The organism is Streptomyces sp. NPDC001568, assembly GCF_042893755.1.
Classification (GTDB): Bacteria; Actinomycetota; Actinomycetes; order Streptomycetales; family Streptomycetaceae; genus Streptomyces.
The window spans coordinates 34,241-46,872 of record NZ_JBIAVF010000027.1 but is presented as its reverse complement, the minus strand read 5'-3'; the positions used below and the strand labels follow the sequence as shown (position 1 = coordinate 46,872).

The 12,632-nt window shown below is 72.5% G+C and carries 16 protein-coding genes; 10 read left to right on the top strand and 6 right to left on the bottom strand.

Annotated elements, in window-relative coordinates; all coding sequences use genetic code 11:
• Positions 1 to 197: 197 nt before the first annotated feature.
• A complete protein-coding gene (locus tag ACFY0I_RS36290) occupies positions 198 to 560 on the bottom strand; it encodes a PRC-barrel domain-containing protein (RefSeq protein ID WP_388903852.1) in 363 nt (120 codons plus the stop codon).
• Positions 561 to 895: 335 nt separating this feature from the next.
• The gene (locus ACFY0I_RS36285; RefSeq protein WP_053676175.1) at positions 896 to 1,057 is read right to left on the bottom strand and encodes a hypothetical protein; all 162 of its coding nucleotides are present in this window, start codon (positions 1,055 to 1,057) and stop codon (positions 896 to 898) included.
• Positions 1,058 to 1,324: 267 nt separating this feature from the next.
• Here ACFY0I_RS36285 and ACFY0I_RS36280 point away from each other — a divergent pair, with 267 nt between their 5' ends.
• The 3 genes from ACFY0I_RS36280 (at position 1,325) to ACFY0I_RS36270 (ending at position 3,120) form a co-directional block, all read left to right on the top strand.
• Positions 1,325 to 1,978, top strand: coding sequence for a GAP family protein (locus ACFY0I_RS36280; protein ID WP_388903850.1), 654 nt, complete (start codon positions 1,325 to 1,327; stop codon positions 1,976 to 1,978).
• Between the two features lie 112 nt (positions 1,979 to 2,090).
• Positions 2,091 to 2,474 (top strand): VOC family protein, encoded by a 384-nt coding sequence (locus tag ACFY0I_RS36275; protein WP_388903849.1) that lies wholly within the window; start codon positions 2,091 to 2,093, stop codon positions 2,472 to 2,474.
• Between the two features lie 130 nt (positions 2,475 to 2,604).
• Positions 2,605 to 3,120 (top strand): SRPBCC family protein, encoded by a 516-nt coding sequence (locus ACFY0I_RS36270; protein ID WP_388903847.1) that lies wholly within the window; start codon positions 2,605 to 2,607, stop codon positions 3,118 to 3,120.
• 105 nt (positions 3,121 to 3,225) lie between these two features.
• Here the strand turns inward: ACFY0I_RS36270 and ACFY0I_RS36265 are convergent, their stop codons facing one another.
• Together ACFY0I_RS36265 and ACFY0I_RS36260 are read right to left on the bottom strand one after the other, a co-directional pair.
• Positions 3,226 to 3,675, bottom strand: a complete 450-nt coding sequence (locus ACFY0I_RS36265) for a PRC-barrel domain-containing protein (RefSeq protein ID WP_388903846.1) — start codon at positions 3,673 to 3,675, stop codon at positions 3,226 to 3,228.
• A gap of 229 nt (positions 3,676 to 3,904) precedes the next feature.
• Positions 3,905 to 4,663 carry a helix-turn-helix domain-containing protein gene (locus ACFY0I_RS36260; RefSeq protein WP_388903844.1) on the bottom strand — a complete coding sequence of 253 codons (759 nt, stop codon included), beginning with the start codon at positions 4,661 to 4,663 and terminating at the stop codon, positions 3,905 to 3,907.
• Positions 4,664 to 4,906: 243 nt separating this feature from the next.
• On the opposite strand from ACFY0I_RS36260, the gene ACFY0I_RS36255 reads away from it, so the two are divergent.
• The 4 genes from ACFY0I_RS36255 to ACFY0I_RS36240 all read left to right on the top strand — a co-directional run bounded on the left by ACFY0I_RS36255 (position 4,907) and on the right by ACFY0I_RS36240 (position 9,192).
• Positions 4,907 to 5,578 carry a DUF4097 family beta strand repeat-containing protein gene (locus ACFY0I_RS36255; protein WP_388903843.1) on the top strand — a complete coding sequence of 224 codons (672 nt, stop codon included), beginning with the start codon at positions 4,907 to 4,909 and terminating at the stop codon, positions 5,576 to 5,578.
• Between the two features lie 51 nt (positions 5,579 to 5,629).
• Positions 5,630 to 7,906, top strand: coding sequence for a DPP IV N-terminal domain-containing protein (locus tag ACFY0I_RS36250; RefSeq protein ID WP_388903842.1), 2,277 nt, complete (start codon positions 5,630 to 5,632; stop codon positions 7,904 to 7,906).
• A gap of 76 nt (positions 7,907 to 7,982) precedes the next feature.
• Complete coding sequence (locus tag ACFY0I_RS36245) at positions 7,983 to 8,732, top strand: nucleotidyltransferase domain-containing protein (RefSeq protein WP_388903841.1); 750 nt, start codon at positions 7,983 to 7,985, stop codon at positions 8,730 to 8,732.
• Positions 8,733 to 8,916: 184 nt separating this feature from the next.
• On the top strand, positions 8,917 to 9,192 hold the full coding sequence (locus ACFY0I_RS36240) for an isoamylase early set domain-containing protein (RefSeq protein ID WP_362880992.1): 276 nt from the start codon (positions 8,917 to 8,919) through the stop codon (positions 9,190 to 9,192).
• A gap of 123 nt (positions 9,193 to 9,315) precedes the next feature.
• Here the strand turns inward: ACFY0I_RS36240 and ACFY0I_RS36235 are convergent, their stop codons facing one another.
• Positions 9,316 to 9,732 (bottom strand): DUF4232 domain-containing protein, encoded by a 417-nt coding sequence (locus ACFY0I_RS36235; RefSeq protein ID WP_388903840.1) that lies wholly within the window; start codon positions 9,730 to 9,732, stop codon positions 9,316 to 9,318.
• Between ACFY0I_RS36235 and ACFY0I_RS36230 the strand changes: the two genes are divergently transcribed.
• From ACFY0I_RS36230 to ACFY0I_RS36220, 3 genes are all read left to right on the top strand, one after another.
• Entirely contained in the window at positions 9,722 to 10,060 is a 339-nt protein-coding gene (locus ACFY0I_RS36230) for a hypothetical protein (protein WP_388903839.1), read from the top strand. The two genes, ACFY0I_RS36235 and ACFY0I_RS36230, sit on opposite strands and share 11 nt — an antisense overlap.
• A 210-nt stretch (positions 10,061 to 10,270) precedes the next feature.
• Positions 10,271 to 11,506, top strand: coding sequence for a sensor histidine kinase (locus tag ACFY0I_RS36225; protein WP_388903838.1), 1,236 nt, complete (start codon positions 10,271 to 10,273; stop codon positions 11,504 to 11,506).
• A 47-nt stretch (positions 11,507 to 11,553) separates the two neighbouring features.
• A complete protein-coding gene (locus tag ACFY0I_RS36220; RefSeq protein ID WP_388903837.1) occupies positions 11,554 to 12,207 on the top strand; it encodes a response regulator in 654 nt (217 codons plus the stop codon).
• A gap of 33 nt (positions 12,208 to 12,240) precedes the next feature.
• On the opposite strand, the gene ACFY0I_RS36215 is transcribed toward ACFY0I_RS36220, so the two are convergent.
• Complete coding sequence (locus ACFY0I_RS36215) at positions 12,241 to 12,576, bottom strand: transglycosylase family protein (protein WP_388903836.1); 336 nt, start codon at positions 12,574 to 12,576, stop codon at positions 12,241 to 12,243.
• Positions 12,577 to 12,632: the final 56 nt, after the last annotated feature.

Sequence of the window (12,632 nt, the reverse complement as noted above, 5' to 3'; positions counted from 1 at the left end):
CCGCGGGGGCCCACCGTGGCGAGGTCAACTAGGCCCCCAACCCCCACTAACCGGGCACCACGGGGGGGGGGGGGGGGGCAACCGGTGGGTGGCCCCCCCCCCCCTCCGGGTACTGCCGGTCGTCCGCCTCGCGCCCACGCTCGGACCGCGGATGCGGTCGACGCGCGCGTCGGATCCGTCGCGCGCGTCGAATGTGCTCAGACGCCTCGGGGGCCGTCGTAGTAGCCGCCGACCTGCTGGTGGTACTCCGCGTTGCCGAGGTGCTTGTCCTTGTCGAACTCCGGAGCGTTCTTGATCTGCTCCTTCGTGCGGTCCACGTAGATCTTCTCCTCGCCCGGGTCGATCCGGGTCACCGTGCCGGCCGGGAGGAGTACTTCCTTGCCGAAGATCCACGGGCCGGTGTCGACCACGATGTAGGCGGAGCCGACCTCGTCCGAGTGCTTGTCGACCTTGCCGATGGAGCCGTCGGCGGCCTCGACCTTGTAGCCCGTCAGGTCCGTCAGGTCCACGCCGGTCAGTCGGCCGGACGTCTCGCGGTAGCCCCACACGTTCTCGGTCATACGAAACCCTCCAATAAGGCTTGGAACTCGGCGCCCGTCCCCGGGAATTCCCGAGCTACGGACCGCCTCACACTCACAAAAACTCGCCTGCCCCGGCGAATTCGCCTCACACCCGGAAAGCGATGAATCTTTCCGACGCTCCCGGACGGGCCGGGACCTGGGCGGCCGGCGGGTTCGGAGGCGTCGGTTCCCGACTGCTCCCGGCGACCGCCCAGGCCACCACCGCGCCTACCCGGGAAAGGCCGTCCATAACAATCGCGGCGCACATGGATGTGGGGCCCGCCCCCTCGACCGGGGCGGGCCCCACACCACATCGCCGCAGAACAGCGGCGTGTCTACCAGCGGTACCACCGACCGCTACCACCCTTGGGACGGGCGACGAATCCGACCAGCCACAGCACCAGAACGGCGATGGCGACCCACCAAAGGATCTTCACCGCGAAACCGGCACCGAAAAGGATCAGAGCGAGCAGAAGAACAAGAAGCAGGGGAACCATAGTTATTACCTCCGAGACTCCGAGTGCCCCCGCTTCCCTCGATCATGCATACGAGGTATTCCTGTTCCCCGGGCGCACGGCGCGGCACGCTCGGGGCTTTCGTTCCGGTTGGCGGTGCGCCGCGCGGGGGGCCGGTGGCGCGCGACGCGGCGACACGGCTCGGCGTCGGCGCGGGAGGCCGACGGTCGCACGGACCGACGGGTAGATTGCGCAGCCGAGTCCTGGACCCGCGGGGCCCGCCCGTCCCGGGAGGAAGGTGGCCGGCCCGTGGGCGTCGTACTCGCCGAGGTGACACCGCTCGCGTTGGGCATCGCCCTGTCCCCCTTCCCCGTCCTGCCCGCGATCCTCCTGCTGTTCGCGCCTCGGCCCCGGGCGGCCGCCGGCGCGTTCTTCGCCGGCTGGACGGTCGGAATCCTCATGGTGGCGACCGCGAGCACCGCCCTCGCCTCGGTCATCGAGCGCCAGGAGGAGACACCCACCTGGGCGTCCTGGACCAAGGCCGTGCTCGGTGTCGTGCTCATCCTGCTGGCGCTCGGGCAGTGGCGCTCCGGCGCCTCGAAGGACACCCCGGCGTGGATGCGGGCCCTCAGCGCCGCCACGCCGGCCAAGGGGCTGCGGTGGGGGTTGCTGCTCTCGCTCGCCAACCCCAAGAACCTCCTGCTGACCGCGGCGGCCGGACTGACCGTCGGCGCGGCCGAGTTGGGCACCGCCGGCGCCTGCGTCGCCGTGGCGGTGTTCACCGCGATCGCCGTGTCCACCGTCGCGCTGCCCCTGCTGTCGCACCTCGTTCTGGGCGAGCGCGTCCTCGCCCCGCTGGGGCGGGCGAGGACCTGGCTGGAGACCCACAACTCCGCCGTGACGGCGGTGGTCCTGGCCGTGATCGGCGTACTCCTGACCGTGGAGGGCGCCACCGGCCTCTGACCGGGCCACCGCCACACCACGGGCGCCGGGGTGACGGGTTTCCGGCCCGCCCGGCCGCTTCGCGGGCACAACCCGGTGGCGTTCGGCGCGGGGATCGGGAAGGCTCGCGCTCATGGTTTCGGTAGTGCAGAACGTGGCGATCGATTGTGCGGATGCCTATGAGTTGGCCCGGTTCTGGAGCAGTGCGACGGGCTGTCCACTGCATCCGGAGGACAAACCGGGGGACCTGGAGACCCAGGTGCTCCTGACCGAGGGGCCGGTGCTGTACTTCAACCAGGTGCCCGAGGCCAAGACGGGCAAGAACCGCATCCACCTGTGCCTGCGACCCGAGACCTCCCGCGACGAGGAGGTGGACCGGCTGATGGCCCTCGGTGCCCGCTTCGTCGGCGACCACCGGAATCCCGACGGCTCGGGCTGGGCCGTCCTCGCGGATCCCGAGGGCAACGAGTTCTGCGTTCTGCGCAGCGATTCCGACCGGGCCGCGACGGAACTCTGACGCTCCCGCGCCGGCCCCGACGGTGGTGGTCGACCGCCCGGGCCGGCGGCGGCTGCCGGCCGCCGAAGTTACCGCGGGGTAGCCGGCGGGGGCGTCCGAGGGTAGCGTCGGCAGCCGAGAGGGGAGTCCCATGCCTCGTACGTTCACGGTGTCCGACAGCATCGTCGTCCTTGCCCAGCCCGCCGATGTCTACCGGAGGGTCTCCGATCCCGCCCGGATGGGCGACTGGAGCCCGGAGAACCTCGGCGCCACCGTGCACGGCGGCGCCGCGGACGCGCGCGTGGGCATGGTGTTCGACGGTCGCAACAAGCGCGGCGCCTTCCGGTGGACCACCCGGTGCACCGTGACGGCCGTCGAGGAGGGCCGTCTGTTCCGGTTCCGGGTGCACGCGATCGGCGTCCGCCGGCCGCGCGTACGCGGTCCCATCGCCACCTGGGAGTACCGGTTCGAGCCCGTCCCGGAGGGCACCCGGGTGACCGAGACGTGGACCGACGACCGCCGCTCGTGGCCCGACTTCGTGGCCCACGCCTTCGACCGGATCGCCACGCGGGGGCACACCTTCGCCGACTTCCAGCAGCGCAACATCCGTACCACCCTGCGCAACCTCAAGCGCGCCCTGGACGAACCGGCCCCCGCCGAACGGTGATCCGACCGGTCGCCGGTCCCGGCGTCGGCCACGGCCCGGAGGCCGGCGCGACGCCGGGGTGACACGCTCCTCGGCGGGCGGGCCGCGGGGCTCCCGGCGCCCGACTCATCGTCCCGGCTGTACCGGCCGCAGGCGGGAGACGGCGTGCTCCTGGCCGGTCGTACCCTCACGCATGACCTGTGCCCGGTCCATCACCGCCCACCCGGCGTCGCCCTCCGCGTTGACCTCGTCGCGTGCGGGACGCACCCCGTAGTGCCCGTACAGCTGCTCCTCCTCCGACACGGACAGGACGCTCCCGCAGTCCAGCGCGGCGCAGGGTGCCTGCTCGATCAGGGTCACCGGGTACGGCACCACCAGGCGCCCGTCCTTCCACTCGGCCGTCCGGAGCGGGACGAACACGCCGCCCAGGCCCGAGGCCCGGTCGGTGATCCTCACCCACTCGGGCCTGCCGGTGGTGTCGTCGACCAGGACGTACTCCACCTGTCCCAGGCGCTGCCCCTGGTCCGTGTGCGCCGCGCATCCCGCCATGGCCGTGAGCTGGTCCTGAGTGATCACTACTGCTCCTTACCCGACTGCCGTGTGCTGTCGTTCGTATTCCGTCGTCCGTCTTCCGTCTTCCGTCGGCTACCCGCGCAGGCCGACGGGAAGCACGACGCCCACGCCGTTCGCGTACCGGCGGGTATCCGGGCACCTGCGGCCCGCTACGGGCGGCCCGCCGGGCGTTCCGGTGCGCGAGCCGAACGCGGCGCGGACGCGGCCCCGACGCGGTCGGGACGCGGCACGGTCAGGTGGTGCCGTCCGAAGGTGTCGCGGGCCCCGTGTGGAGGACGGCGCGGGCGTGCTCCGCGGTGCGGGCGACGCTCTCGGAGACGAAGTCGACGAAGCGGGCGACGGTTTCGAGGCGGGCCGCGGCCGGGGTGCCGGGGCCGAGCACGCGCACGCCCTGTCGTGCGGTGAGGCCGAGGTGGGCGGTGGCGCGGGCGGCGGCCACCGTCGATCGGTACAGGGCGTCGTCGTCGATGAGGTAGCGCTCGCGGCTGCGGCGTTCGCCGTGCTCCCGGCGCCCTTCGTGGCGTTCCCGGCGGACGAGCCCCCGGTCTTCGAGGAACGCGATCGCCTTGGAGACCGAGGCGGCGCCGACCTGTAGCCGTCGGACGAGTTCGGGCGCGGTGAGGGCGCCTTCGTCGGTGGTGCAGAGGCAGGCCAGCACGCGGGCCGCCATCCGGGGCAGCCCCGATCGCATGAGCACGGCCGCGAGCTGTTCCTCGTACGCGCGCACCGCCTCGGCGTCACGCCCGCACGCCCGCGCGGACGGCTCCGGGCCCCGGTTCGCGGGCTTCCCGCGGCGGTGGGCGCGGCGTTGCGCGGCGCGGTGGGCCGGGCCGGCGCGGTAGGCGGTGGGGCCGCCGTTGCGCCGTACCTCACGGGTGACGGTCGAGGTCGGCCGGTCGAGGCTCCGGGCGATCTCGGCGTAGGGGAGGCCGTCGGCCACTCCCCGCGCGATCCGTCGACGTTCCCTCGGGGTGAGTCGAGCTGCCGGCATCGCGGGCTCCTTCGGGTTCGATGGTGTCGCCAGTAAAGCGTTCATCGCAGGTTCATTGCAACGCGTGTGATGCCGTTCGTTGCGTTAAAGGCATCCATGTTGCAACGAAATTGAGCATCTGAACTGCATAAATGACAGACATGCGCAACGACGGTGTTGCCCAATAGGTGAACGCAACTTAATGTTTCCCTCATCGGAAACGACGGGCCGACGGAGCGCCCGCCGCAGATGAAGGAGCCCACCATGCTGAAGTTCGCCACCCCCGCCCCGGTCTCGGCCGTCCTCGACGTCCCCGCGGGCCACATCCGGTTCATCGCCGCCGACCGCCCCGACACCACCGTCGAGATCCTGCCCGCCGACCCCACCAAGGCCCGCGACGTCAAGGCGGCCGAACGGACCACCGCCGACTTCCGCGACGGCACCCTGCGGATCGCCGCCGCCGCCGCCAAGAACCGTGTCCTCGGGCACCCCGGATCCGTCGAGATCACCGTCCAACTCCCCGCCGGCTCCCACGTCGAAGCCACGACCGCCGCCGTCGAGTTCCGCGGCGTCGGACGCCTCGGCGACGTCACCCTCGAAGCCGCACAGGCCACCGTCAAGCTCGACGAAGTCAACAACGCCCGCCTCGCCCTGCATGCCGGCGACATCAACATCGGCCGGCTCGGCGGATCCGCCGACATCCGCACGCAGAAGGGCGACCTCCTCGTCACCGAGGCCACCCACGGCACCGTCGACCTGCGCACCGAGCACGGCGACATCACCATCGGCGCCGCCCGCCACACCTCCGCCACCCTCGACGCCGGCACCCGCTACGGCCGCATCCACAACACCCTCAACAACGCCGACGGTCCCGCCGCCGCCCTCACCATCCGCGCCACCACCTCGTACGGCGACATCACCGCCCGCAGCCACTGAACGAGCCCCGCACCCCGTAACCGGTAACGACCCCCGAGGATGACGACGCAGATGAGCACCACTCAGGACTACCGGGCCGCCGAGCAGCTCCTTCGCCGGCCCGCCCGCCCCGGCGAGCTCGTCGTCGGTGACAAGGTCAGGCCGCAGTGGATCGCCGGCGGCACCCGCTTCCGGTACGCGGTGAGCAACGGCGTCGGCCGGCGGTTCGTACGGGTCGACCCCGCGGCGGGGACCCGTGAGCCCGCGTTCGACCACGCCCGGCTCGCCACCGCGCTGGCCACCGCCTCCGGCCAGGAGGTCGACCCGGAGGCGCTGCCGTTCCCGGGCTACGAAGCGGCCGGGGACGCCGTGGAGTTCGGCGCGTTCGGCGCGTACTGGCGCTGCCGGCTGGACGACTACGTCTGCGAGCGGGCCGAGTTCACCCCGGCGGGCAACCCATTGGAGGTGCTGTCACCCGACGGGAAGGTCGCGGTGTCCCGGCGGGAGGGCGACCTGTGGGCGCGCTCCCTGTCCGACGACCGGGAGTGGGAGCTGACCACCGACGGCGAGCCCGATCACGGGTACGGCGCCGGGCCGCAGTCCACCGGCAACAGCACCCTGCTGCGCAAGATCGGCCTGCCGCACCTGCCGCCGGCGATCCTCTGGTCGCCCGACTCGACCAAGGTGCTGGCGCACCGCACCGACGAGCGCGACGTCCGCCGGACCCACCTCGTGGAGGCCGCGCCCGCCGACGGCTCCGCGCCGCTCCTGCACACCCAGCGGTACGCCTACCCGGGGGACGAGAACCTGCCGCGGGCCGAGCTCGTCGTACTGGACGTCGCGGCGGGCACGGTGGTCCGCGCGCGGGCCGAGCCGCTGCTCATGCCGAACGTGTCGCCGATCCTGACCAAGTGGGCGTGGTGGGCTCCGGACGGCTCGGCGGTGTACTACCTCGACCGGCCCCGCGACCTGCGCACGCTCACCCTGTACCGACTGGACCCGGTCACCGGCGAGGTCACCACGGTGCTCGGCGAGAGCGGGGGGACCCGGGTGGATCCCAACCAGTGGCTCTACGAGCCGCCGATCGTCAGGGTGTTGGCCGACGAGGTGCTGTGGTACTCGCAGCGGGACGGCTGGGGCCACCTGTACCGGTACGACCTGCGCACCGGCGCGCTGCTCGGGCAGGTCACCTCCGGGTCGTGGGGAGTGCGGCAGATCCTGCGCGTCGACGAGGCCGAGCGCGTGGTGTACTTCACCGCCGCCGGGCTGATCGAGGAGGATCCGTACCGGCGCACGGTGTGCCGGGTCGGTCTGGACGGTTCCGGGTTCGCCCGGGTCACCGATGACGCCTTGGACCACGTCGTCACCGTCCCGGACCACCAGGAGTACTTCCTCGACTCGGCGTCGACGGTCGACACCCCGCCGGTGTCCCGCGTACGCGACTGGGCCGGTCGGGTGCTGGTCGAACTGGAGCGCGCCGACATCGGCAAGCTCACCGCCACCGGCTGGACGGCGCCGGAGCGGTTCCGCGTGAAGGCGGCCGACGGGGTGACGGACCTCTACGGGGTGCTGTACCGGCCGCGGGGCTTCGACCCCTCCCTGCGCTACCCGGTGGTGGACAACCTGTACCCCGGCCCGCAGGTCAACCGGGTCGCCCCGTGCTTCGACCCCGGCGGCACGGGCCTCGACGCGGAGCCCCTCGCGGCGCTGGGCTTCGTGGTGGTGGCGCTGGACGGGCGGGGCACCCCGGGGCGGAGCAAGGCCTTCCACGACGCCTCGTACGGTCGCCTGGCCGACGCGGGCGGCCTGGCCGACCACGTCGCGGCGCTGCGGCAGTTGGCGGGGACCCGGCCGTGGATGGACCTGGACCGGGTCGGCGCGTTCGGCCACTCCGGCGGCGGGTTCGCCGCCGCGCGGGCGATGCTGGACTTCCCCGACCTCTACAAAGCCGCGGTCGCCCTCTCCGGCTCGCACGACGCCCGCTTCTTCAACCCGGGCTTCGTGGAGACCTACGACGGCGCGGCCAACCCCGAGGCGTGGGCCCGTACGTCCAACGTGGACCTGGCGGACCGGCTGACGGGCACGTTGTTGCTGGTGCACGGCGAGCTGGACGACCAGGTCCACCCGTCCCACACGCTGCGCCTGGCCGACCGGCTCCTGGCCGCCGACAAGGACTTCGAGCTGCTCATCGTGCCCGGGGCGGAGCACACGTTCATCGACTGCCTGGCCCACGTCCGTACCCGAGCCTGGGACTTCCTGGTCCGCACCCTGATGGGCACGCAACCCCCCGCGTACCGCCCGGCCCGCATCCCGATCGGCCCCGAACTGCTCGGTGAACTCTTCGCCTGAGCGGGCGGGGCGGGCCGGGCCGGGCCGCGGTGGAAGTCGTTCGCCCTCGGGTGCGGCGCCTGGCACGCTGAACGGCATGGACGCCCTTCGTACCGCTGATGCCCCCCACGTCCAACAGGCCCGTCGTCTCGTCCGTGACCGGTTTCCCGACGCGCTCTCGGTGATCCTCGCCGGGTCCACGGCTGCCGGGCGCGCCACCGCGAGCAGTGACCTGGACATCGTGGTGCTCGTCGAGGACGGTGGCGTGACCCACCGGGAGACCGTCCGCTTCGAGGGGCGGATCGTGGAACTCTTCGGCCATACCCGGGCCGGTCTCGTCGAACTCTTCGCCGCGGACGTCGCCAACCGGCGGGCCGCCATGCAGAACATGTACGCCACCGGTCTCGTCCTGGTCGACGTGGACGGCGAGGCCCTCCGCGCCCGCGCCCTGGCCGAGGCGGACCTGCGCGGAGGGCCGCCGGCGCTGGACCCGCCGGGGGTCGAAACGAAGCGCTACGGGTTGACGGACTCGCTCGACGACCTCGTCGACGCGACCGACCCCGTCGAGGGCCTGGCAGTGGCCGGGTACGTCCTCGCCACGGCGGCCGACCTGCTCTGCGACCACCGTCGCGCGTGGACGGGAGGCGGTAAGTGGCTGCCGCGGCGCCTCCTGGAGGCCGACCCCTCCCGGGGGGCCGCCCTGTTGGAGGGGCACCTGCGCATGTGTCGGACGGGTGACCCGACGGCCTTGGCCGACGCGGCGTCAGCGGTCCTCGGCCTGGTCGGCGGACCCCTGCGCGAGGGCTACCGCAGGACGTGGCGGGGCTCGGCGCCGTCGGCTCCGTAGCCGCCGCTCGATCCCACCGGCCGGTGTCGGCCGCACGCACCGGCCCGGGCGGAACCCCGGGCGGGTGCACGGGGTGTGGTGGGCGGGTGATGCTGGGGCCCGGGCGGTGGCGTCGGCGGGCGCCGGGCGCGTCCGCCCCGCAGGATGTGCGGGTATCCCCGCCTCCCCCCGTCTGGAGCCCGTCGTGCTGGAACGCACCCTGCGCAAGGACCGCACCAAGATCACCTTCGTTCTCCCCGCGGACACCCCGCCCGGCCCGGTCAGCGTGGTGGGCGACTTCAACGACTGGCAGCCCGGTGTCCACACCCTGCAGCCCCGCAAGGACGGGAACCGCGCCGTGTCCGTCGAGCTGCCCAGCAAGAGCAGCCACTCGTTCCGCTACCTGGCTGCCGGTGACTACTGGTTCAACGACGAGGCCGCGGGCGACCAGGACGGCCCCAACAGCCGCCTCCACACCTGAGACCCGCTCCGGGTCCGCGGGCCGGAAGGCCTCCGGTCCCGGTACGCCGGTCCGCCGCCACACCCGGTCGCGGTGACGGCGGACGGCCGGTGGACTGCCGACCGCGGTCGGCCGGTGGACGGTTCAGTGGACCTTGAACATGTAGCTCTTCACCATGGCGGCGTCGAGGTTCCAGAACGTGACCATGGGGTTGGAGTCGACGTTCAACGATCCGCCATCGGGCAGCTTGACGGTAACCGGCCCGCCCACCTCGTCGTTCACGGTGCGGTCGTGGAAGAACACCTTCACCGACGGCTTGTTCTCGGTACGGGACCCGCCCTCACGGAACAGGCGCACGGCCGCGTACGCCTTCTCCCCCGGGCGGATCGTGGCGGCCGCCCGCGCCGGGGACTCCATCGGGGGCGGCTGGACCTCGGTGTCCGTGACGAAGCGGACGATCGGGTAGTAGTACAGCGTGCAGGTCTTGTCGCCGGTGTTGACGGCGGTCATGAACAGGTTCCGCTCGGAGTCCTGCCGCTCGAACGTCCCGGTGATCGACACGTTCGCGGCGGTGCACGGCGGGTTCCCCGACCCACCGGGCTTCGCCGACGCGCTCGGCTTCGCGGACGCGCTCGGCTTCGCGGACGCGCTCGGCTTCGCGGACGCGCTCGGCTTCGCGGACGTACCGGGCTCGGCGGAGTCGCCGGAGCCCGGCGTGCCGGAGGCTGACGCGCTCGGGGCGGCGGACGCCGAACCGGAAGCCGAACCGGCCGGGGCCCCGGACGCGCCCGCGCTGCGGGAAGCGGTCCCCCCTGCGCGGTCCGCCCCGTCCGCCTCGCAGGCCATGGTCGACAGGAGCGCGACGACCGTCGCCGTCCCGAAGGCGTAGTACTTCAACCCCATGCGAGCTGCGCGCATGATGAACCCCCGTGTTGTGCTGTCCCAGGCTTCGTTGACGTGGTGACGTGGCTGAAAGATAGGTGCGCGGGGGGTGCGGGCGCGGCCCACCAGGAGGTGACCATCCGTTACCACGCGTGGGGTAGCGGATGTACCACCCTGGGTGTACGAGTGTCCGGACCGGGCCGTTTACGCTCGGGGCATGGCATTTCGGGGAGGGCCGTGGGGAGCCGTACGCGCCGTGCTCCCCCAGGTGGCCGACGCGGTGTACGCGGTCGGGTCGCTGGCGATTTCGGCGTCGATGCTCCACAACTGGCCCGACCCGACCCATCACTGGCGCGACGCCGACGCCGTGGCCTACGTCCTCGTGGCGGCCGTGTACCTGCCGTTGGCCGTACGCCGCCTCGCCCCCCTGCTCGTCTTCGCCGGCAACGCCGCCGTCGTCCTCACGTATCTGACCCTGGCGTACTACCACCCGGTGGTGGTGTGCGGCCTGGCTCTCGCGAACTACACCGTCGCCGCGCATCGTCCGCGCGAAGTGTCCGTCCCTTGCACCGTCGTCACCTGGCTGGTCCTCCTGTGGGGGACGCGGCTGGCCGAGCCCGGCATCGGCGCGCTCAGCGCCGCCTTCGTCACGGCGACGGCGGCCGTCACCTGGGTCACCGGGGACGTGTCGCGCCGCCTCGGGGAACGCGGCCGCCGGTTGGCCGCGTTGACGGAGCAACTGCGCCGCGAGCAGGAGGAGCGCACGCGACGGGCCGTCTCGGACGAGTGCATGCGGATCGCCCGCGAACTCCACGACGTGATAGCCCACCACGTGTCCGTCATCTCGATCCAGGCGGGCCTGGCCGACTACGTCTTCACCACGGACCCGCCGACCGCGCACAAGGCCGTCGGCGTCATCACGGACAGCGCGCGGGACGCCGGTGACGAGATGCGCCGCATGCTCGCCGTCCTGCGGCACGGCGTCCGACACACGGCGACCGACCGCACCGACGCCCTCCCCGACGCGGACGGCGCGGCTCCCGGCCTGGCCCGCCTCGCGGAACTCGCCGACCGGGTCCGGGCGGCGGGCGTCGCGGTCCGGATCACCGGGGACGCCCTCACCGAACCGCTGCCCGCCGGGCTGGACATGTGCGTGTACCGGGTGGTGCAGGAGGCCCTGACCAACGTGCTCAAACACGCGCCGACCGCCACGGCCACCGTCACGCTGACCCGCGACCGCGGCACGGTCCGGGTCCGCGTCACCGATGACGGTCCCTCCCGACCCCCGACCGAGGGGCGGGACGAACCCGGCCACGGTCCCGGCCACGGTCCCGGCCACGGTTTGATCGGCATGCGTGAACGGGCAACAATCTACGGCGGGACCGTCACGGCCGGTGTCCGCTCGCAAGGGGGATTCGAGGTCGATCTCGTCATGCCCGTACCGGACATGTGACGACGGGTCGGCGCCGAAGAGAGCCGTCGTCTGGGGGAACACGTCACATGCCCGAGGTCCTTGTCGTCGACGACCAGATCCTCGTACGCTCCGGGCTCGCCGCACTGCTCCGGGCCGCCCCGGACATCGAGGTCGTCGCGGAGGCCGACAGCGGCGAGGAGGCCGTGGCACTGGCAGCCGAACTGAGCCCCGACGTGATCCTCATGGACGTCCGCATGCCCGGCATGGGCGGCATCGCCGCGACGCGCGCCATCGTCGAGCGGTCACTGTCCCCGCACCCGAGGGTCATCATGCTCACGACGTTCGACCTGGACGTGTACGTGTACGACGCACTCCGGGCCGGCGCCAGCGGCTACCTCCTCAAGAACACCCCGCCGCAACGCCTCCTGTCGGCGATCCACACCGTCCACGCCGGTGACACGCTGCTGAGCCCCGCGGCCCTCGCCGGGCTCATGAAAGCCTGCGGATCCGGCCCGGAACGCATCCGTCCGCGCCCCGAACTCGATGCGCTGACCCCGCGCGAGGTCGAGATCCTGACCCTGGTCGGCACCGGCCTGTCCAACAGCGACATCGCGGGCCGCCTCGTCCTCAGCCCCGCGACCATCAAGACGCACGTGCACCGGTGCATGACCAAACTCGCCCTCACCAGCCGCGCCCAGGCCGTCGTCTACGCCTACGAGGCAGGCCTCATCACAGCCTGACGAACGACCGCCCGCCCGCCCCCGCACGAGGTGTCAGAGGTCGGCTTCCTTTCCGCAGACGGGCCAGGCCCCGGGGCCCTGTACCCGCATGACGCGCCGGGCGACGTCGATCTGCTGGGCCCGGTCGGCTTCGTTCGCGCGGGCGGCGAAACGGCTTCCGCCGAAGGCCGTCCAGGTGGACGCGGTGAACTGGAGTCCGCCGCTGAAGCCGTTCCCGGTGCCGATCGCCCAGTTCCCGCCGGATTCGCACGCCGCGACCCGGTCCCAGGGGGAGGGGGCGGTGGCAGCCTGCGCCGTCGGGGCCACGACCACGGGCAGGATCGCGCCCGCGGTGAGCAGGGCTGCCGCGATGGCTCGGGCAGCGAACATGAGGGGCCTCCTTTCATCGACCGCTCACCACCCTGACCCGGATCCACGCACGGCGG